Annotated in this window: 20 protein-coding genes; 14 read left to right on the top strand and 6 right to left on the bottom strand. The window is 60.9% G+C overall.

Annotation, left to right across the window (positions count from 1 at the left end):
• Positions 1-47: 47 nt before the first annotated feature.
• Positions 48-605, top strand: coding sequence for an NUDIX hydrolase (locus tag L1075_RS06735; RefSeq protein WP_246894043.1), 558 nt, complete (start codon positions 48-50; stop codon positions 603-605).
• 30 nt (positions 606-635) lie between these two features.
• Here L1075_RS06735 and L1075_RS06730 read toward each other — a convergent pair whose 3' ends face one another.
• Positions 636-947, bottom strand: a complete 312-nt coding sequence (locus tag L1075_RS06730) for a YqfO family protein (protein WP_246894044.1) — start codon at positions 945-947, stop codon at positions 636-638.
• A 125-nt stretch (positions 948-1,072) separates the two neighbouring features.
• Here L1075_RS06730 and ftsB point away from each other — a divergent pair, with 125 nt between their 5' ends.
• The 12 genes from ftsB (at position 1,073) to lpxL (ending at position 12,218) form a co-directional block, all read left to right on the top strand.
• On the top strand, positions 1,073-1,438 hold the full coding sequence (ftsB, locus tag L1075_RS06725) for a cell division protein FtsB (protein ID WP_246894045.1): 366 nt from the start codon (positions 1,073-1,075) through the stop codon (positions 1,436-1,438).
• Positions 1,435-2,157 (top strand): 2-C-methyl-D-erythritol 4-phosphate cytidylyltransferase, encoded by a 723-nt coding sequence (ispD, locus tag L1075_RS06720; protein WP_246940960.1) that lies wholly within the window; start codon positions 1,435-1,437, stop codon positions 2,155-2,157. Before ftsB ends, ispD begins: the two co-directional genes overlap by 4 nt.
• Entirely contained in the window at positions 2,154-2,642 is a 489-nt protein-coding gene (gene ispF, locus L1075_RS06715; RefSeq protein WP_040242569.1) for a 2-C-methyl-D-erythritol 2,4-cyclodiphosphate synthase, read from the top strand. Before ispD ends, ispF begins: the two co-directional genes overlap by 4 nt.
• A complete protein-coding gene (gene truD / locus L1075_RS06710; RefSeq protein ID WP_246940957.1) occupies positions 2,639-3,685 on the top strand; it encodes a tRNA pseudouridine(13) synthase TruD in 1,047 nt (348 codons plus the stop codon). Before ispF ends, truD begins: the two co-directional genes overlap by 4 nt.
• Positions 3,686-3,720: 35 nt before the next feature.
• Positions 3,721-4,473 carry a 5'/3'-nucleotidase SurE gene (surE, locus tag L1075_RS06705; protein WP_246940954.1) on the top strand — a complete coding sequence of 251 codons (753 nt, stop codon included), beginning with the start codon at positions 3,721-3,723 and terminating at the stop codon, positions 4,471-4,473.
• Positions 4,454-5,143, top strand: a complete 690-nt coding sequence (locus L1075_RS06700) for a protein-L-isoaspartate(D-aspartate) O-methyltransferase (protein WP_097021867.1) — start codon at positions 4,454-4,456, stop codon at positions 5,141-5,143. Before surE ends, L1075_RS06700 begins: the two co-directional genes overlap by 20 nt.
• Positions 5,140-6,081 carry a DUF368 domain-containing protein gene (locus tag L1075_RS06695; protein ID WP_097021866.1) on the top strand — a complete coding sequence of 314 codons (942 nt, stop codon included), beginning with the start codon at positions 5,140-5,142 and terminating at the stop codon, positions 6,079-6,081. The genes L1075_RS06700 and L1075_RS06695 overlap by 4 nt, the downstream gene beginning before the upstream one ends.
• A complete protein-coding gene (locus L1075_RS06690) occupies positions 6,074-7,180 on the top strand; it encodes a peptidoglycan DD-metalloendopeptidase family protein (RefSeq protein ID WP_097021865.1) in 1,107 nt (368 codons plus the stop codon). Before L1075_RS06695 ends, L1075_RS06690 begins: the two co-directional genes overlap by 8 nt.
• Positions 7,181-7,302: 122 nt before the next feature.
• The gene (rpoS, locus tag L1075_RS06685) at positions 7,303-8,280 is read left to right on the top strand and encodes an RNA polymerase sigma factor RpoS (protein WP_246940951.1); all 978 of its coding nucleotides are present in this window, start codon (positions 7,303-7,305) and stop codon (positions 8,278-8,280) included.
• Positions 8,281-8,560: 280 nt separating this feature from the next.
• The gene (locus L1075_RS06680; protein WP_246940948.1) at positions 8,561-10,033 is read left to right on the top strand and encodes a TolC family outer membrane protein; all 1,473 of its coding nucleotides are present in this window, start codon (positions 8,561-8,563) and stop codon (positions 10,031-10,033) included.
• A gap of 132 nt (positions 10,034-10,165) precedes the next feature.
• Complete coding sequence (alr, locus tag L1075_RS06675; protein ID WP_246940945.1) at positions 10,166-11,260, top strand: alanine racemase; 1,095 nt, start codon at positions 10,166-10,168, stop codon at positions 11,258-11,260.
• Between the two features lie 43 nt (positions 11,261-11,303).
• Positions 11,304-12,218 (top strand): LpxL/LpxP family Kdo(2)-lipid IV(A) lauroyl/palmitoleoyl acyltransferase, encoded by a 915-nt coding sequence (gene lpxL, locus L1075_RS06670; RefSeq protein ID WP_246894050.1) that lies wholly within the window; start codon positions 11,304-11,306, stop codon positions 12,216-12,218.
• A 142-nt stretch (positions 12,219-12,360) separates the two neighbouring features.
• Here the strand turns inward: lpxL and ettA are convergent, their stop codons facing one another.
• The 3 genes from ettA to L1075_RS06655 form a co-directional block, all read right to left on the bottom strand.
• Positions 12,361-14,022, bottom strand: a complete 1,662-nt coding sequence (gene ettA, locus L1075_RS06665; RefSeq protein ID WP_246940943.1) for an energy-dependent translational throttle protein EttA — start codon at positions 14,020-14,022, stop codon at positions 12,361-12,363.
• Between the two features lie 121 nt (positions 14,023-14,143).
• Positions 14,144-14,578, bottom strand: a complete 435-nt coding sequence (locus tag L1075_RS06660) for a PAS domain S-box protein (RefSeq protein WP_246940941.1) — start codon at positions 14,576-14,578, stop codon at positions 14,144-14,146.
• Positions 14,579-14,649: 71 nt separating this feature from the next.
• A complete protein-coding gene (locus L1075_RS06655) occupies positions 14,650-15,966 on the bottom strand; it encodes an MFS transporter (RefSeq protein ID WP_246940939.1) in 1,317 nt (438 codons plus the stop codon).
• Between the two features lie 117 nt (positions 15,967-16,083).
• On the opposite strand from L1075_RS06655, the gene L1075_RS06650 reads away from it, so the two are divergent.
• Positions 16,084-16,356, top strand: a complete 273-nt coding sequence (locus L1075_RS06650) for an Rdx family protein (protein WP_246940936.1) — start codon at positions 16,084-16,086, stop codon at positions 16,354-16,356.
• Positions 16,357-16,665: 309 nt separating this feature from the next.
• Here L1075_RS06650 and L1075_RS06645 read toward each other — a convergent pair whose 3' ends face one another.
• Together L1075_RS06645 and L1075_RS06640 are read right to left on the bottom strand one after the other, a co-directional pair.
• Positions 16,666-17,640 (bottom strand): zinc transporter ZntB, encoded by a 975-nt coding sequence (locus tag L1075_RS06645; RefSeq protein WP_246940933.1) that lies wholly within the window; start codon positions 17,638-17,640, stop codon positions 16,666-16,668.
• Between the two features lie 117 nt (positions 17,641-17,757).
• Entirely contained in the window at positions 17,758-18,369 is a 612-nt protein-coding gene (locus L1075_RS06640) for an arylesterase (protein WP_246941000.1), read from the bottom strand.
• Positions 18,370-18,376 lie beyond the last annotated feature (7 nt).

The raw sequence follows: 18,376 nt of genomic DNA, 5'->3' as shown, positions 1-18,376 counted from the left end.
TTGCTTTTCACCTAATGGGGCGCCGTACCGCTCGCCCGAGGACGACCATGAATTTCTGTAGCCATTGTGGCCAAACCGTGCGTTTCGCGATTCCCAGCGGTGACGATCGCGGACGCTTTCTCTGCGATGCCTGCGGCACCATCCATTACCAGAATCCGCGCATCGTGGCCGGTACCTTACCGGTAGCGGGCGAGCGCGTCTTGCTGTGCCGGCGTGCGATCGCACCTCGCAAAGGCTACTGGACGCTGCCTGCCGGCTTCATGGAAAACGGTGAGACCACATCTGAGGCAGCCGCGCGCGAGACACGCGAAGAAGCCTGCGCCGACGTCGAACTCGAGGGCCTTTACACGCTCATCAACCTGCCGCATATCGACCAGGTCTACATGATCTTCCGTGGTGTGCTGCGCGGCGACTATGCGTCTGGTCCCGAGAGTCTCGAGGTGGCGCTGTTCGAGGAGGCCGAGATTCCCTGGCACGAGTTGGCGTTTCCCACCATCGAGCGCACCTTGCGTCACTATTTTGATGATCGCCGGGGCGGTGACTATCCGCTGCACGTGAGCGACATCACCGCCGAAGACCGCGAACGATACTTCGGCAGCGCGTGACGTCCCTCCGCTTCAAGTGATCGACGGCGCCTAGACGTCTGCCAGACGCCACGCTTCATAGGCCGGTTCTTCGTATGGGTGGGCCAGTTTGAGCGCCGCCACGGCGGCTTCCAAATAGTCGTCCTCGCAGACCAGTTCGACCTTCAACTCCTCGACATGGCTGAGCGCACCGACCTGGCCGATATGCGGGTCGGCGCCATCGAGCGGGCGAAACTGGCCCTGTCCGGGCGTCTGGAAGCAGCAGGCTTCGTAGTCACCGATGCGTCCGGCGCCGGTAGCAAAAACCGCTTCCTTGACGCTTTCGGCGTCGTCCATGGGAACGAAAAACGCGAGTTTGTACATTCAGGGCTCCTTGACGTCGCTTTCAGCGGTGCGCGTTGTGCGGCAATGGCTCGCCGCGTGGACTGCGCGGGTGTCTTGATGATGGCATAATGCCGAGCAGCTGTCGGTCCAGGACGGAACCAACGATGTTGAAGTGGATATGCATAACGCTAGTGGTACTGATCGGTCTACTGCAGTATCACCTGTGGTTTGGTGAAGGGGGAGTGCGTGAACTCAACCATATTAGCCACCGTGCCGATGTGCTTGAAGAAAAAAACGACCGGCTGCAGGCGCGAAATGACCGTCTGGCGGCGGAAGTGATCGATCTCAAGAAAGGACTCGATGCTATCGAGGAGCGGGCACGCAGCGACCTGGGCATGGTGCGCCGTGACGAGCAGTTCTTCTGGGTGCCCGGCGTGACCGCGGAGCGCTCCATCGTCGAGCAAAGTGCCACTACGGTACGCGGCGACCCCGAAAAGGCGGCGGCGATGCCCGAGGAGGCCGCGCCGTGAGCCGATTATGGTTGATCGTGCCGGCGGCGGGGCAAGGCCGTCGCATGGGGGCCGCCTTGCCCAAGCAATATCTCGACATCGCAGGCAGACCGGTACTGGCGCATACCTTGGCGCGGCTACACGCTGCCTTTCCAGACGCGGCGCTACGTCTGTGCCTCGATGCCGACGATGCTCGCTTCTCTCCCGAGTGGGTTCCCTTCACCGACTGGCAGCGCGTGCCCGGAGGTCGTGAACGCGCCGATTCGGTGGCGAACGCGTTGGCCTCGCTCGAGGGTGTCGCGGCGGACGATGACCTGGTCTTGGTCCACGATGTCGCGCGGCCTTGTGTGGCGCTCGATGACTTACGTCGCCTGCGCGCCGTCCTTGAGACCTCGCCCGACGGAGGACTGCTGGCGGCGCCGGTGGCGGACACCATGAAGCGCGCCGATGCCGCCGGCCATGTCGTGCATACTGTGTCGCGCGAGGGGTTATGGCATGCCATGACCCCGCAAGGCGCGGCTTATCGCGTGCTGTGCCGGGCATTCGCGCATGCCCGCGACACGCGCGTTACGCTTACCGACGAGGCTTCGGCACTCGAGGCGCTGGGCCTGGCGCCGCGCTTGGTGTCCGGACGCCGGGACAATCTCAAGATTACGCATCCCGAGGACCTTTCCCTCGCCACGCGGCTTCTCAGCGAAACCGCGTACGATGCTCCGCTTTCCGACGAGACATTTTCATGACGCTACGTATTGGTCACGGTTTTGATGTACACCGCTTTGGCGATGGCGATCACCTGATGGTCGGTGGTGTGCGCATTGCGCATACGCACGGTTTTATCGCCCATTCGGACGGCGACGTTCTGTTGCACGCGCTGTGCGATGCGCTGCTCGGTGCCTGCGGTTTGGGCGATATAGGTCATCATTTTCCCGATACCGACGCGACTTGGGCCGGTGCCGACAGTCGCGAATTGTTGCGCCGGGTATATGACCTAGTCATCGCCACGGGGTATCGGATCGTCAATCTGGATACGACCGTGATCGCTCAGGCACCGCGCCTGGCCGATTACATCGCGTTAATGCGCACGCGTATTGCCGAGACGCTCGGTATGGCGGAAGACGCGGTCAACGTCAAGGCGACCACCAGCGAGCGGCTCGGTTTCACCGGACGCAAGGAAGGCATCGCCGCCGAGGCGGTGGTACTACTGACACGCGCGGACGCCACATGATCGATATGTCGCTCTGGCCTCCCGATTGGCCGCGTATTCACGGTGGGCCGCTGGCACCTGGCGATTTTCGCATGACGCCAGAAGACTTCCTCGTCGAAGAAGTATTCGATTTCGCGCCGGAAGGGCAGGGCGAACACCTCTGGTTATGGATCGAGAAGCGTGATCTGACGACACCGGAAGCCGCCAAGCACGTGGCGCGAGTGTGTGGCGTGCGCCCGCGCGACGTGGGCTATAGCGGCCTCAAGGACCGCATCGCGGTTACCCGCCAATGGCTCTCGGTACATCTGCCCGGGCGTGACGCCCCTGACGCGTTGGCTACCCAACTGAGTGATATGGGGGTCGTGGTGCAGGAGGCGCGACGTCATCCACGCAAGCTCAAGCGCGGCGTGCATCGCGCCAACCATTTTACGCTTCGGCTGAGCGGCGAGATCGCCTCGCATCCCGAGCTGTCGCGTCGTTGGCAGGCCCTGTGCGCGGATGGTGTGCCCAATTATTTCGGCCCGCAACGCTTTGGCCGCGAAGGGCGCAATCTCGTGCTTGCTCAGAAGGCCTTTGCGCGCGGTTGGCGCAAGCGTGACGATCCGCATGGTATGCAGCTTTCTGCGGCGCGCAGCTTCCTGTTCAATGAGGTGCTGGCCGCGCGCCTGCGCGCGCAGACCTGGCGAACGCCGCGTCCTGGCGATGTGCTGACGTTGGCGGGAACGGCTAGCCGCTTCGTGGCCGACGAGGTCGACGCCACCTTGCACGAACGCGCGGCGCGCGGCGACGTCATACCTACCGGCCCGCTGTGGGGCCGTGGGCATCTGGAGAGTGGCGCAGAGGTGGCCGAGGAAGAAACGCGGCTCGCGACGCGGCATGAGGCACTCACGCAGGGACTGGAAGCGGCCGGCGTGCGCATGGATCGGCGCGCGCTTGGCGTGCCGCTTGATGCACCGTCGCTGACGCATGATGCCATGGGCCGGGTGACGCTTGGTTTCGGCTTGCCGCGCGGCGCCTTCGCAACTTCGGTATTGCGTGAATTGATGCATCACCCGTTGCTGTGAAGGGATATCGGCTATCACAAAGCAAGAGGATAGATATGCGCAAGTTACTGTTATCCAACGATGATGGCGTTCATGCACCGGGGCTACGCGCGCTTCATGATGCGCTCTCGGCATATGGGCGCCTGCGTGTGGTGGCACCGGACCGTGATAAAAGCGGCGCCAGCAACTCGCTGACGCTGACGCGCCCCCTGGCGCTGACGGCCCTCGACAACGGCTTTTATTCAGTCGACGGCACGCCGGCCGATTGCGTGTATCTGGGCGTCAATGGAGTCTGGGACGAGAAGCCTGATCTAGTGATTTCGGGCATCAATCATGGCGGTAATCTGGGCGATGATGTGCTTTATTCGGGCACCGTGGCCGCGGCCATGGAAGGGCGCAACTTAGGCATGGCGGCGATTGCCGTATCGCTTTGCGGCGAGCGTTATTTCGAGACGGCCGGGCGCGTCGCGGCGACGCTGGTGGGAGCGGCGGAGTCACTGTCATTGCCTCCGCGCAGTCTGCTCAACGTCAATGTGCCGGACGTGCCATGGGAAGATATTCAGGGAGTACGCGTGACGCGGATGGGATATCGCGGTCCTGCGGCCCAACCTCTAAGAGTGCAAGATCCGCGCGGCCGCGAGCGTTATTGGATTGCCGCCGTCGGCGATAATGCCGATGATGGGGCGGACACCGATTTCGCGGCTATCGAAGCGGGATACGTGTCGATTACGCCCCTGCAGACCGATCTTACACGCCATACAGCGTTAGACGACGTACGGAACTGGCTGGATGCATTGTCGAATTCCTGACACACACGATACACACCGACTCGGTGGTATCGGCATGACCTCACAGCGTACTCGCAATCGCTTGATACGGCGGCTCCAGGCTAGCGGTATTCGTGATGCGCGAGTGCTCGATACCATGGCCCGTGAGCCGCGTCACGTTTTCCTCGACGAGGCGTTGGCGCACCGCGCCTATGAAGATACTGCCTTGCCGCTGGGGCAGGGGCAGACGCTTTCTCAGCCGTGGATCGTGGCGCGCATGACCGAGTTGGTGTTGGCGGCGCAACCGCGGCGCGTATTGGAAATCGGGACCGGCTCGGGCTATCAGACGTTGATTCTGGCGCGTCTGGTCGAGTCTGTGTGGAGCATTGAGCGCATTGGTGCGTTGCATCGCCGTGCTGCTTCTCGCTTATCCATGCTGGGCGTCGATAACGTGCATCTGCGCCACGAAGACGGCGGGCATGGATGGCCTCAGGCGGCTCCCTTCGATGTCATCCTGCTCACGGCCTGCGCCAGCGTGCTGCCTCAGGAGTTGTTGTCTCAGTTGGATGACGGGGGGGAACTGATCGCGCCACTGGAGGATGAGTCGGGTCGCCAATGGCTGACACGTGTGCGGCGTCGCGGCGTCACCTTCGAACGCACGCGGCTCGAGCGGGTCAGATTCGTACCGCTACTGGAAGGGGTCATACAATGAAGCGTTACTTGACGCTTTTCTTCAAAGGCGCCGGGATGGGCGCCGCGGATGCGGTGCCCGGCGTTTCCGGCGGTACTATCGCCTTCATCACCGGCATCTACGAGGAGTTGATCCATTCGATCAAGCAATTTGGCCCTCGTGCCTTCGGAGCGTGGCGTCGTGGTGGTCTGTCGGGGCTCGCCGAACATCTCAATCTGGCGTTTCTGCTGCCCTTGATGCTAGGTATCGTGGCGAGCTTGGTGAGTGTCGCGCATCTCGTGACCTGGCTGCTCGATCATCATCAGCTATTGCTCAATGCCTTTTTCTTCGGCCTGGTGCTGGCCTCGGCCATCGTCGTGGGCCGACAGGTCGGTCATTGGCAATGGCAGCACATCTTTCCCTTGATTCTGGGCGTCTGCGTGGCTTTGTGGCTGCCCAGTCTATTACCGGCGCCAACCGAAGCCAGCCAATGGATATTGTTGGTGGGAGGGGCTATCGCCATCAGTGCGATGCTTCTGCCAGGTGTCTCAGGAAGCTTCCTGCTACTGGTAATGGGGCTTTACGGGACGGTGATGGAGGGCATCAAAAGTGCCGACCTGGCCTTGATTGCGACCTTCGGCACGGGCTGTGTCATCGGCTTGATGGTATTCTCGCGTGTCCTGTCGTGGCTGTTTCATCACTACCGACTGGGAACGCTCTTGACCCTGGTTGGCTTCATTCTCGGCTCGTTACCGCAGCTCTGGCCATGGCGCGAACTGGTCAGCTACCGCCTGGCAAGTGGCGACCGGATCGTGCCGCTCGACTATCGCTATCTCATGCCTTCGGACTATAGCGTGATCACCGGTGAGCCGGCCCAATTGCTGATGGCGGTCGTCTTGATGATCGCTGGTCTAGCGCTGGTCATGGCCATCGGCGAACGCAGTCCTTCCCCGTTTAAAGAGGACCGAACCCATGTCTGACTCTCGTCGACTATTGCCCGCGCTGGGACTCGTGGCGTTGGGCCTGGCGGGGTGCACAAGCTCCGGCGGCGCACCTCAGGTGCAGGATCTCTCGGTCAGCCGTAACAGCGAGCCGCCGAGTTCGTATACCGTCAAGTCGGGTGACACCTTGTATGGCATTGCCTGGCAGAACAATCTCGATTTCCGTGACTTGGCGCAACTCAATGATATTACGCCACCCTACCGCCTCGATCCGGGGCAAACACTACGTCTGACCCCAGATGGCGACGCCGGGTCGGCGTCAAGTAACGCGTCCGACGAGACCAGTGGCGCAGTGGCAACCCCGTTGGGCGGTGGCGCCGAGACGACCGATAGCGCTCAGGACGATGACTGGCTGGCGCCGGCGGATAGCGCGTCGTCGCAAGGCCGCGACCTGGATATAGCGTCCATCGATGCGCAGGCCGTAGGCGCTGCTTCCGAGGCTAGTGAAGGCGGCACGCCGGGGCCTGTCTATGACGCAGACGATGCGACCGACGAGTCCGCGCGCGATGACGAAGGCGAGAGCGATGCTTCGGGTGGGGCAGCCGCTAGCGATGAACCGCAGGAGGCGCAATCCGATAGTACGAGCACAGACGACCGGGCGAGAGACGACGAACCCTCCGAGCCCACCGGCGAAGCCGGCACGCGCGTTGCGGGTGAAAGCGACACGACGGCCGACCGCTCGCAACGCAAGTACCAGCCAGTCGAAAATGTGGCTTGGCAGTGGCCCACCGAGGGCAATGTCGTCAACGATTTCGATGACAATTCTACCGTGACGGCTGGCATTGATATCGCTGGTGAAAAGGGGCAACCTGTCAAGGCAGCGGGTCCGGGCATCGTGGTGTATGCCGGCAGTGGCGTCCGCGGATATGGCAACCTCATCATTCTCAAGCATAACGACCATTTCCTGAGTGCTTACGCGCATAACGATACGTTGCGCGTGGAGGAAAACGATGTCGTCGAAGCAGGAGAGGTCATTGCCACCATGGGCGATACCGATGCCGATCGCGTCAAGCTGCATTTCGAGGTGCGCCAGGACGGCCAGCCTCAAGACCCAATGGAGTACTTGCCGTCGCGTTGAGCACGGTAGGACTCAGACCCTGAACATGCGCACAACAATAAACGGGTAGTCCGCCATGGCCGATGGCTCGCACGCCCCGGCCGTGGTTATCAAATCGGCAGCAGTAAAGTGGGGTATAGGATATGAGCATGCTGGAGCGGGATATTCAGGGTGTGGACCTCGATGACGTTGACAACGAAGTGGACGTCGATGCCGTCGAGGTCGCTAGCGACAAGGATGACGATGCGTTCGAGAAAGCGCTGAATCGTGACGAAAAAAGTTACCATCAAAGCCTCGACGCAACACAGATCTACCTCAATGAAATCGGCTTTTCGCCGCTTTTGACCCCCGAAGAAGAAGTTCACTATGGGCGCCTGGCCCAGAAGGGCGATCCCGCTGGGCGCCAGCGCATGATCGAGTCCAATCTGCGTCTGGTGGTCAAGATCGCCAGACGCTATCTCAACCGGGGTTTGTCACTGCTCGATCTAATCGAGGAAGGCAACCTGGGCCTGATCCGTGCCGTGGAAAAGTTTGACCCCGAACGGGGCTTTCGCTTCTCGACCTATGCGACTTGGTGGATTCGTCAGACCATCGAGCGGGCGCTGATGAATCAGACGCGCACGATTCGCCTGCCCATTCATGTGGTCAAGGAACTCAACATATACCTACGGGCTGCGCGCGAGCTGACTCAGCGACTCGACCATGAAGCCACGGCCGAGGAAATCGCCGACTTTCTGGACAAGCCGGTCGGCACCGTCAAGAAGATGCTCGGACTCAACGAGCGCGTGTCGTCGGTCGACTATCCGATGGGCGGCGAGAGCGATAAACCCTTGATCGACACGCTTGCGGATGAAAATGAAGCCGGTCCCGAGTCGTTGCTGGTCGGCAACGATGTCAAGCAGCACGTCGACGACTGGTTGGCGGAGTTGACCGAGAAACAGATGGAAGTCGTCGTGCGTCGTTTCGGTTTGCGCGGGCATGAAGCAGCGACCCTCGAAGATGTCGGGGCGGAAATCGGTCTGACGCGTGAGCGGGTGCGCCAGATTCAGGTCGAGGCGTTGAAAAAATTGCGCCGGGTACTGGAGAAGCAAGGATTGTCGCTGGACTCGATTTTCGAATGACGCGCACCAGGCATGATGAGCCGTATGGCTTGTCATGCCACCGTTCTGTCACGGCAATGACGCGCTTTCCACGCTATCCTTGGTACTTGCTTATTTGCCTGATACATTGATTTGAGGCAATACATGCGGCATTGTATGTAACCCCGATACCCCTGTTGGCGGTGACACTGCCGGTCGTCGAGCCCGTAATCAGCTCGCCCCGAGAAAATCAGTGAAAAGCAAGTCAGTCAAAAGCACGTTCGTCAAAAGAGCATGCTTCAAAAGAAAGGAACCCAAGCCGATGTCCTCTCGAGAGCCGTCATCGCCGAAATTTCGGCTGCGTTTATTGCCGGTGTTGATCGCCGCCGCTGTTACCTCTCAGGCGCACGCCGCCGATTTGTGGACCATTACGCAGGACGCCCTGCAGAACAATTCCACTCTGGGGGCCTCGCGGTCGACTTTCCAGAGTGTCGAGGCCGGACGTGATGTGGCGCGTGGCAGCTTGTTGCCGCAAATCGATGCGACCGCGCAGGTCGCGCACAACAACACGCTGGAAAGCCAGAGTTCATCGAGTGCTTTGGGAGGTGCCGGAACGGGAGGCACTGGGACGGGTTCCGAAAGTAGCTATAACTCCACCAGCGCCGGTATTGAATTGACCCAGGCGTTGTACGACGCCACGAGCTGGGCTGAGCTTGAAATCGCCAAACGCGAGACTGGTCAGCAAGCGCTTTTGCTTCAAGCCGACCGCCAGCAGTTGCTCTATGATGTCGCCTCGGCGTATTTCGAGATCTTGCGCGCCCATGACGTGCTCGAGGCGAGTATTTCCCAAGAGAAAGCCATCAAGCGTCAGCTCGACCAAGCGCAGGAGCAATTCGATGTCGGGCTAGTGGCGACCACCGATGTCAACGAGGCGCAGGCGTCTTACGATCTAGCCCGCTCCCAGCGTATTTCCGCTGAAAACGACCTACAGGTCAGTTTCGAGGCGCTGGAACGCCTGACCGGCAAGCGTTACGACAGCATCGATGCCTTGTCGGACGATATTCCCATCGAGTCTCCCGAGCCGGCGGGGCGCGATAACTGGATTCAGATGGCAATCGCCAATAATCCCAACGTGCAGGCGGCACAGGCCGCGGTGGATGTGTCTCAGGCGGAAGTTGAGCAGGCGGAAGCCGGCCATAAGCCGACGCTCTCGGCCTTCGCCAACTATAATTATTCGGATAGCGACCAGGACTATCTAGACGGCCACAACGGGAAAACTGAAGTGGGGCTGAAAGCTAAATTGCCAATCTACCGTGGCGGGACGACCAGCGCTCAGGTGCGTCAGCAGACCTACACGCTGGAGGCGACACAGTATGATTTCGAGGCCCAGCGTCGCGACACCACACAGCAGGTACGCTCGCTGTTCACGCAGGTCATGAACGATGTCGAAAGCGTCGAGGCCCAGCGGCAGGCGATCGTCTCCAACCGTAGCGCACTGGAAGCGACGCGTTCCGGCTACGAGGTGGGGACCCGCAATATCGTCGATGTGCTCGACGCCGAGCAGGCCTTGTATCAGGCGGTTTCCGATTATGCCGATGCGCGTTATACCTACGTGACCGACATGGTAGAACTGCGCCAACAGGCTGGGGTACTCGATCAAGACGTGATTCGCGATCTCAACCAGTGGCTGCGGGAGACCGAGACAGTGACGCTGCGTCTGCCCGAGGATGGTGGCATGAGCCAGATGGAAGATATCGGCGAGCGGCCCACGATGGAGCAGTCCTCTGCGCCTTGACGCAAGTTCGATAAACGCCATTCGTTACGCCGCACCTTGGGGTGCGGCGTTTTGCGTCGTGCCGCGCACCACTTCGTGTAGGCGAGGTAGAATAAGGTGCCCGTTATTGCCTTGTCAGAAGGAACGTTTGCCATGTCTCGGCCGCTGATCGCCGACATCGACCTGGGCGCCTTGCGCCACAATTATCGTCTTGCCTGCGATCAAGCACCGCACAGCCGTGCCATCGCGGTCCTCAAAGCGGGTGCTTACGGTCATGGGGCGGTAGAGTGTGCCAATGCCCTGGCCGATGTTGCCCCCGCGTTTGCCGTCGCGAGTATCGAGGAAGCGGTTGCGCTGCGTGAGGCGGGTATCGCGCAGCCGATCATGCTGCTAGAGGGATTCTTCGACGCCGAGGAATTGCTGCTCATCGACGCACATCGGCTCTGGGTCGCCGTACACAGCGATTGGCAGCTCGACGCCTTGCTGGCGTTTCAGCCTCAGGCGCCGATTCCGACCTGGCTAAAGCTGGATTCCGGCATGCATCGCCTGGGGTTCGCGCCGGAGGCTTTCGTGGCGCGCTGGCAGCGTCTGAAGGCGGCGCCGGCTCAGACCACCGACCTGCACCTGATGACGCATTTCGCCACCGCCGACGCGCTCGATCCTGCGTATTTTCGCCGCCAGCTGGCGTGTGTCGAGGCGCTGCGCGAGCGGCTCGAGGCGCCGGTCTGCCTCGCCAATTCGCCGGCCACGTTGGCCTGGCCGCAGACGCACGGTGAATGGACACGTCCGGGCGTCATGCTCTATGGCAGTGATCCGCTGGAAGGTGCCAACGATGCGAGTCGCGCCCTCAAGCCAGTGATGACATTGCGATCTGAGGTCATCGCGGTGCGTGAATTGGAGACGGGGGAAGCGGTCGGCTACGGTGGGCGTTGGCGGGCACCACGCCCCTCACGCATTGGCGTGGTCGCGTGTGGCTACGGCGATGGTTACGATCGCCACGCAGGGGATGGCACACCGGTGCTCGTCGAGGGCCGGCGCGTGCCATTGGCCGGCAAGGTGTCCATGGACATGCTGACGGTCGATCTCACTGAGGTGCCCGAGGCGCACATCGGCAGCCAGGTCGTGCTGTGGGGTGAAGGGCTGTCCATTGATGAAGTGGCGCGTCACTGCGATACCATCAGCTATACGCTGATGACCGGGGTCTTGCCCCGCGTGCCACGTCGCTATCGGGTGGCCGACACAGTGTAAAAATCCGCTACAATGAGCGGCGTTTCGATGCCTCGAGAGAGATATGGCCAAGCACGTATTGCCTGATAATTTCGCCCATCCCCGCTATTGGCCCACCTGGCTGGCCATCGGACTGATGCGTCTCGGTGCCTGGTTGCCCTGGCGCCTCAAAATGGCGGTAGGGCGCCTCATCGGCCTGTGTGCCTGGCGCTTCGCGCGCAGTCGCCGACGCATTACCGAGACCAATCTGGCGTTATGCTTTCCAGAGTTGAGCGAGGAGGAGCGGTCTCGGCTGGTACGTGAGACCTTCATCGCCAACGGCAAGGGCATTCTCGAGACTGCTACTGGCTGGTGCCGTGATCCCGAGCATTTGCGCCATCGCGTGACTTTCAAGGGCGAAGAGCACATGACTCAAGCCTTGGCGCAGGGCAAAGGGGCGTTAATCATTGGGGTGCATTTCTCGACCCTCGACCTCGGCGGTGCGTTGCATTCGCTGTTCTTTCCTGCGGACGTCGTCTACCGGGCGCATGACAATCCGCTATTCGAGCGCTTCATGACGCGTGCACGACGGCGTATTTTCGGGCGTGCCATCGATCGCCATGACCTGCGCGGTGTGGTGCGTCGTATCAAGGAAGGGCACGCCGTGTGGTATTCGCCGGATCAGGATTTCGGCCGTGATGCCAGCGTCTTCGCACCCTTTTTCGGGGTCGAGGCTGCGACACTCAAATTGACGGCGAAGATTGCCCGTATGACGGGGGCGCCGGTGATGCCATTGATTTTTCATCGCAACCCCGGTGATGAGACGTACACGTTGGAATACCTGCCTGCGCTGGAAAATTTTCCGAGCGGGGACGATGTTGCCGATGCCACACGTATCAACGGTCTCATCGAAGACGCCATTCGTCGCCACCCCGAGCAGTATCTATGGCTGCATCGGCGCTTCAAGACGCGCCCGCGAGGCGAGCCGAAGCTCTACTGAAACGGCGCTTCAAGCTGGAAGAGCGGAGCTTCGCGTTTGGAAGAGGGACGTTATAAGAATACCCCACGAACCTGGCGGTTGTGGGGTATTCTTCAAGCTTCAGCCCGCGAAGCGGGCGTTCTTACGTCTCCGGCGAAGCCGGTCAGGCATCGATGCGCTTGTACTTCATGCGCTTGGGCGTGTCGCTGCCCACGCGCTGGCGGTAGTCTTCCTCGTACTCGCTATAATTGCCCTCGAAAAACTCCACACGGGACTCACCCTCGTAGGCGAGGATATGGGTCGCGATACGGTCGAGGAACCAGCGGTCGTGTGAGATGACCAGCGCACAGCCAGGGAAGGCGAGCAGCGCTTCTTCCAAGGCACGCAGCGTCTCGATGTCGAGATCGTTGGACGGTTCGTCGAGCAGCAGGACATTGGCGCCTTGCTTGAGGGTCTGTGCCAGTTGCAAGCGACCGCGCTCGCCCCCCGAGAGCTCCGATAGGCGTTTTTGCTGATCGTTGCCCTTGAAGTTGAAACGCCCCACGTAGGCACGTGAAGACATCTCGTAGCCATTGATGCTGATCATGTCCTGACCGTCGGATACCGCTTCCCAGACAGTCTGTTTGTCGTCGAGATGATCGCGTAGCTGCTCCACGTAGGCGATGTCCACGGTCTCGCCGATAACGACCTCGCCGCTGTCGGGCTGTTCCATGCCGGCGATCAGCTTGAACAGTGTGGACTTGCCGGCGCCATTACCGCCGACGATGCCTACGATGGCACCCTTGGGCAGCTGGAATGAGAGGTTCTCGAACAGCAGCTTGTCGTCGAAGCGCTTGGCCACGTCATGGAACTCGATGACCTTGTCGCCGAGGCGCGGCCCGGGCGGAATGTAGATCTCGTTGGTTTCGTTGCGCTTCTGGAAATCGCCCGATTGCATTTCCTCGAAGCGATTCAGGCGCGCTTTGCTCTTGGCCTGACGCCCCTTGGCGTTGCTGCGTACCCACTCGAGCTCTTGCTTGATCGCCTTGTTCTTGGAGGCCTCCTGCTTGGCTTCCTGCTCGAGGCGTTTTTCCTTCGACTCAAGCCACTGCGAATAGTTGCCCTCGAAGGGAATGCCCTGGCCGCGGTCCAACTCGAGAATCCAGCCGGCCACGTTGTCGAGGAAGTAGCGGTCGTGGGTAATCGCCACCACGGTTCCGCTATAGTCGTGCAGATAACGTTCCAGCCAGGCCACCGATTCGGCGTCGAGGTGGTTGGTCGGCTCATCGAGCAGCAGCATGTCGGGGCTCGAGAGCAGTAGACGACACAATGCCACGCGGCGGCGCTCGCCCCCGGAGAGATTACCGACCTTGGCTTCCCAGGGCGGTAGACGTAGAGCCTCGGCGGCGACTTCCAGCTTGCGCTCGATGTTGTGCGCATCGGCAGCCTCGATCAGATCCTCAAGACGTGCCTGCTCGGCAGCCAGGGCGTCGAAATCGGCATCCGGCTCGGCATAGGCGACATACACCGCCTCGAGCTTTTCTTGGGCGTCCTTGATCTCGCTCAAGGCTTCTTCGACCGTCTCGCGGACGTTCTTGTCGTCGTCGAGCTCGGGCTCCTGCGGCAGATAGCCGATATTGATGCCCGGCATGGGGCGTGCTTCGCCGTTATATTCCTTGTCCACACCGGCCATGATCCGTAACAGCGTGGATTTACCCGCGCCGTTGAGGCCGAGCACGCCGATCTTCGCGCCAGGGAAGAAGGAAAGCGAAATATCCTTGAGGATTTCATGCTTGGGCGGGACGATCTTGCCCACCCGATTCATGGTATAGACGTATTGCGCCATGGAATTCCGGTTTGGTTGGGAAATGGATCACAAGTAACGATGATAGAGGGGGCGTGGCGTAAAGGCTAGCGCGATGAAATCGCGTCTACTCGCCGCGCGCCCCCTTGCTTGAAACTTCCTATCAGGCCTGCCCGCGCTCGGCGCGCAGGCGCTTGAGTTCCTGCATTGCTTCGACCCGCTCGGTGATATCCTTTTGCACGCCGACGAAGTAGGTTAGCTGGTCTTCATCGTCGTAGACAGGCGTGATCGAGAGCTCGTTCCAGAACATCGAGCCATCCTTGCGGTAGTTGCGCAAGACCTCCTGGCAGGGTTGTCCTTCGCGAATCGCCTGACGAATGTTATCCAACTGGGGCTGGTCGCGGTCGTCGTTCTGAAGGAAGCGGCAGTCGCGGTAGAGGATCTCGTCGGCACTGTAGCCGGTGAGTCGTTCGAAGCCTTGGTTGACATAGATCAGGATGGTTTCGTCGCCTTCCTGTTCGGCCACCACGATGCCATCGTCTGACGCGTTGACAATACGTTCCAGTAGCGCCGGGCTGATCATGGGAGGTCGTTTCATTGTCTCTGCGTTCCTTGGGACTGTCATGCACTCATCATGGCCATGCCGGGGGTGGATTTCAACGCGACGTATTACATCTCGACTTCCGGCAAGCGCTGGCTGGAGGCTGCCGCACCAAGAGCGCACACCGCCAGCACCAGCAATAGTCCAGCGCTGCCGGTGAAGTGCGCGATGGCGCCCAGTAGCCCGCCCACCAACAACATGAGAATCCCCGTGAAGGTATTGGAAAGCGCGACATACAAGGCGCGCTTTTCGCTACCCGCCATGTCGACCACATAGGTCTTGCGGCCCAGGCGTACGCCAGCATGGGCGATGACGAGCAAGGCGTACACTAGCGCGTATGGCCACACGCTGTCGCTCCACGCGCCAGGCAACCAAGCAATCAATGCTGCCACCGCGCAGCACAATGCTGCAATCACGGCGCTGTCGCGCATCACCTTGCGGCTGGAACGGTCTGCAAGCTTGCCCCATATAGGGCTGGCCAGCATGCCCGCCAGGCCCGACACCAGGATCATGATGCCCAGGCCACCGAGGTTGGAGCCGCTTCGTTGTTGTCCCAGCAAGGCGATATAGGGCAGCGCCAACGCACTGGAGAGCAGCAGTGCCCGCGCCATGTTGAAGTGCAGGAAGTGTCGGTCGGTACGCAGCAGGCGCAGGCCTTCGCCGAGGCTGCTCCAGATATTCTTCCCGCCTTCGGTGGCGCCGGGCGCTTCCTTGATGCGTGATGCCAAGAGAGCATTAAGCGCCCAGCCGAGCGTGGCGATGAGCAAGAGGATGGCCAGTGCGACCTGGCCCGGTCGATCGCCGAACAGCATCAGTACAGCGCCCACGGCCAGTGTGATGGCGCCAGCGGCGCTACCGCTCCATCCCATGAGCGTGCCACGGCGTTGTTTGGAAATCGTCTTGCCCAGCACGTCCTTGGTGGCGATCGACGAGAGCCCGCGGCCGAGCGACAGCACCACCAAGGCTGCGAGAATGATAGCCCCGCCCCAGGCGCCTTGGCCGAATAGCGCCATGATGGCCATGATCAGCGCCGCGAACGCTTGCACGATGCCCCCGGTGACCCACACGCCCTTGCGAATCGATTTGAGGCGGATGTAGCCGGCGACGAACACTTGCGGAAGCAGGGCGCCGGCCTCGCGGATCGGGACCAGAAAGCCCACCATCCATACTGGCGCGCCAAGAGCGCCTAGCAGCCATGGCAATACCAGGCGGGCGCTGGAAAGCTCATCGGCGAGCTTGTTGCCCAGCGAGGCCAGTAAGTGGCGCAGGAAGTTGCCAGGCTGCTCTTGGCAGGCGGCGTCGGAAATGTCCTTGCATAGCCGGCTGTCTTCGTCGCCGGTCAAGCGCTCGTAGAGCCGCGTCAGGGAAGAGGCACGATCACTCATGCGTTGTATGTCCTTACGTTATGTCCTTGCTGACTGGTTGGCACGATTGTCTGACTTGTCCGAGGGGCACGGTCACCGCATCATGCCGTTTTATCCACCGTCGGAGGCGCGCTCGCCATGTCCCGCATTCGCATCCATTATTGCACGCAATGTCACTGGTTGTTACGGGTCGGATGGTATGCCCAGGAACTGCTACAGACTTTCGGTGAAGATCTCGATCAAGTTGCGCTGGCGCCAAGCCACGGCGGCCATTTCGAGATCGTCTACGATAACGACGACGTGATCTGGGAGCGCAAGCGCGACGGCGGCTTCCCCGATATCAAATGGCTCAAGCAGCAGGTGCGCGACCGGCTCGACCCCGAGCGAGACTTGGGGCACACCGACCGATAAGCCTGGGTAATACTGGGGTTTATCGCGAATAAATTCGCTCCCACGAAAACCAAGTTGGGTGGCGATGGCCTGATGTGGGAGGGAACTTGTTCCCGATAGCTTTAGCCGCTCTCGATCGCGAATAAATTCGCTCCCACGAAAACCAAGTTGGGTGGCGATGGCCTGATGTGGGAGGGAACTTGTTCCCGATAGCTTTAGCCGCTCTCGATCGCGAATAAATTCGCTCCCACGAAAACAAGCTCGGGTGGCAATGGTCCGATGTGGGAGGGAACTTGTTCCCGATGAGGTTGTGGTGAAGCCGTCTCGGCGTCACCACCAATGCTTGCGCTTGAGCAGCCACATCACGCCTAGCCCCATCACCAAGGTGAGCGTGATAAAGACGGAGAAACCATAAGGACTGTCGGCCCCAGGAATGCCGCCCACGTTGATGCCCAGTAGTCCGGTCAGGAAGCTCAAGGGCAGGAAAACGGTGGTGATGATGGCCAGCATGTACATGCGCTGGTTGAGCTGCTCGTTGTGCTCGCTCCAGATCTGTTCCTGGAGGATCAGCGCGCGCTCCTGCATGGCGCTGAAATCCTCGACATAGCGCGAGAGCTGGTTGGCATTCTCGCGCAACGAGACTTGAGTCGATTCATCGAGCCATTGCGGGCTCTGGGAAAGCTGCGAGAGACAGTCGCGCTGCGGCCCCATGAAGCGCCGCAGGGTGATGAAAGGGCGGCGTAGCCGGGTAAGGTCATCGGCGTCGACATCGCCCTTGGCAAGTTGCAATTCTTCGAGCTCGCCGAGGGCATTATCGAGTTGGTGGGAATAGTCACCGACCTGATCCACCAGCGCCTCGACCAGCCAGGCGAGCAGATCGGGCACCGATAGTGCGCCGTCGCCGGCATCCAGGCGTTCACGGACATCGCTGGCGGCTTTCAACGGACGACGACGCAGCGTAATCATGCGCTTGGGCGTCATCCACACGCGCAGCGAAATCATGTCGTCCATGGCGGCGCCAGGGTTGTGGTTGACGCCACGCAGCGTGGTGACGATGCCGCGTCCGAACTTGGCGACGCGCGGACGCGTGTCTTCCTCGAGCAATGCCTCGACCACTGTCTCGTCGAGCTCGGCCAAGTCGTTGAGATAGGTCGCGACATCGTCATGGCGAAAGTCGAGATGCATCCATACGGGGGCCTCATCGCTGGCCCAGGCGGCCTGCAACTCGCTTACGCTCAATAATTCGCCGCCACCTTGGCCGTTCAGCCGGTAGGCGGCCACCAGCGCGGTGTCCATGTCACTCATCGGGGATCTCCTTGTCGACGATTAGCCCTGCACGCTAAGCATGGGTGAAATAGTCATCGCTGATATGCGTAAAATCAACTGGGCAGGCGAGACATCGGCGCTAATGTAAGAGACTCTCTAATCATTCGTCGTTGTCGAGGCCCGTTTCAGCATGGGCGCGAGGCCCTCCCAGACATTGTCGAGGATGACGGGCTGTGCCTCGGCGGTGGGGTGTATGCCGTCGTCCTGCATCATGGCGTCTTGCAAGGCGACGCCATCGAGAATGAAGGGCACCAGGGGGACGTCGTATTCTTCACTGAGCTGCCGGAAGACGCCGCGAAAGGCATCAGTGTAAGAGGCGCCATAATTGGGCGGTATTTCGATGCCCAGCAGCAGTACGCGCGCGTCGGCTGCCTGGCTTTTTTCGATCATGTCACGCAAATTGAGCTTCATCTGTTGCGGTGAAAGCCCGCGCAGGCCGTCGTTACCGCCTAGTTCGAGCAGCACGATGTCCGGAGAGTGACGCTTGAGTAGCTCCGGCAGGCGTGCCGCGCCGCTCGAGGTGGTGTCGCCACTGATGCTGGCATTGATTACTCGGTGTTGACTGCCCAGGCGCTGTCGAAGCAAGTTGACCCAGCCGGTGTCGCTCTCGATACCGTGGGCCGCACTCAGGCTATCGCCGACCACGAGCAAGGTATCGGCGCGGGCATTCACGGCATGTCCTGCAGCGAAGCACAACACGGCGACCATCAGGACG

The organism is Chromohalobacter beijerinckii (assembly GCF_023061185.1).
Taxonomy (GTDB): Bacteria; Pseudomonadota; Gammaproteobacteria; order Pseudomonadales; family Halomonadaceae; genus Chromohalobacter; species Chromohalobacter beijerinckii.
The sequence above is the reverse complement of the archived record's forward strand: the minus strand, read 5'-3'. Positions and strand labels throughout refer to the sequence as shown.

What these genes read in the sequence shown, in the direction of transcription:
- ettA (WP_246940943.1), bottom strand. Translation starts at nt 14,022, where the DNA reads ATGGCGCAATACGTCTATACCATGAATCGGGTGGGCAAGATCGTCCCG.
- L1075_RS06735 (WP_246894043.1), top strand. Translation starts at nt 48, where the DNA reads ATGAATTTCTGTAGCCATTGTGGCCAAACCGTGCGTTTCGCGATTCCC.
- ftsB (WP_246894045.1), top strand. Translation starts at nt 1,073, where the DNA reads ATGTTGAAGTGGATATGCATAACGCTAGTGGTACTGATCGGTCTACTG.
- L1075_RS06700 (WP_097021867.1), top strand. Translation starts at nt 4,454, where the DNA reads ATGCATTGTCGAATTCCTGACACACACGATACACACCGACTCGGTGGT.
- L1075_RS06655 (WP_246940939.1), bottom strand. Translation starts at nt 15,966, where the DNA reads ATGAGTGATCGTGCCTCTTCCCTGACGCGGCTCTACGAGCGCTTGACC.
- L1075_RS06695 (WP_097021866.1), top strand. Translation starts at nt 5,140, where the DNA reads ATGAAGCGTTACTTGACGCTTTTCTTCAAAGGCGCCGGGATGGGCGCC.
- alr (WP_246940945.1), top strand. Translation starts at nt 10,166, where the DNA reads ATGTCTCGGCCGCTGATCGCCGACATCGACCTGGGCGCCTTGCGCCAC.
- ispF (WP_040242569.1), top strand. Translation starts at nt 2,154, where the DNA reads ATGACGCTACGTATTGGTCACGGTTTTGATGTACACCGCTTTGGCGAT.
- L1075_RS06645 (WP_246940933.1), bottom strand. Translation starts at nt 17,640, where the DNA reads ATGAGTGACATGGACACCGCGCTGGTGGCCGCCTACCGGCTGAACGGC.
- truD (WP_246940957.1), top strand. Translation starts at nt 2,639, where the DNA reads ATGATCGATATGTCGCTCTGGCCTCCCGATTGGCCGCGTATTCACGGT.
- L1075_RS06690 (WP_097021865.1), top strand. Translation starts at nt 6,074, where the DNA reads ATGTCTGACTCTCGTCGACTATTGCCCGCGCTGGGACTCGTGGCGTTG.
- L1075_RS06730 (WP_246894044.1), bottom strand. Translation starts at nt 947, where the DNA reads ATGTACAAACTCGCGTTTTTCGTTCCCATGGACGACGCCGAAAGCGTC.
- surE (WP_246940954.1), top strand. Translation starts at nt 3,721, where the DNA reads ATGCGCAAGTTACTGTTATCCAACGATGATGGCGTTCATGCACCGGGG.
- L1075_RS06640 (WP_246941000.1), bottom strand. Translation starts at nt 18,369, where the DNA reads ATGGTCGCCGTGTTGTGCTTCGCTGCAGGACATGCCGTGAATGCCCGC.
- L1075_RS06680 (WP_246940948.1), top strand. Translation starts at nt 8,561, where the DNA reads ATGTCCTCTCGAGAGCCGTCATCGCCGAAATTTCGGCTGCGTTTATTG.
- lpxL (WP_246894050.1), top strand. Translation starts at nt 11,304, where the DNA reads ATGGCCAAGCACGTATTGCCTGATAATTTCGCCCATCCCCGCTATTGG.
- rpoS (WP_246940951.1), top strand. Translation starts at nt 7,303, where the DNA reads ATGAGCATGCTGGAGCGGGATATTCAGGGTGTGGACCTCGATGACGTT.
- L1075_RS06660 (WP_246940941.1), bottom strand. Translation starts at nt 14,578, where the DNA reads ATGAAACGACCTCCCATGATCAGCCCGGCGCTACTGGAACGTATTGTC.
- L1075_RS06650 (WP_246940936.1), top strand. Translation starts at nt 16,084, where the DNA reads ATGTCCCGCATTCGCATCCATTATTGCACGCAATGTCACTGGTTGTTA.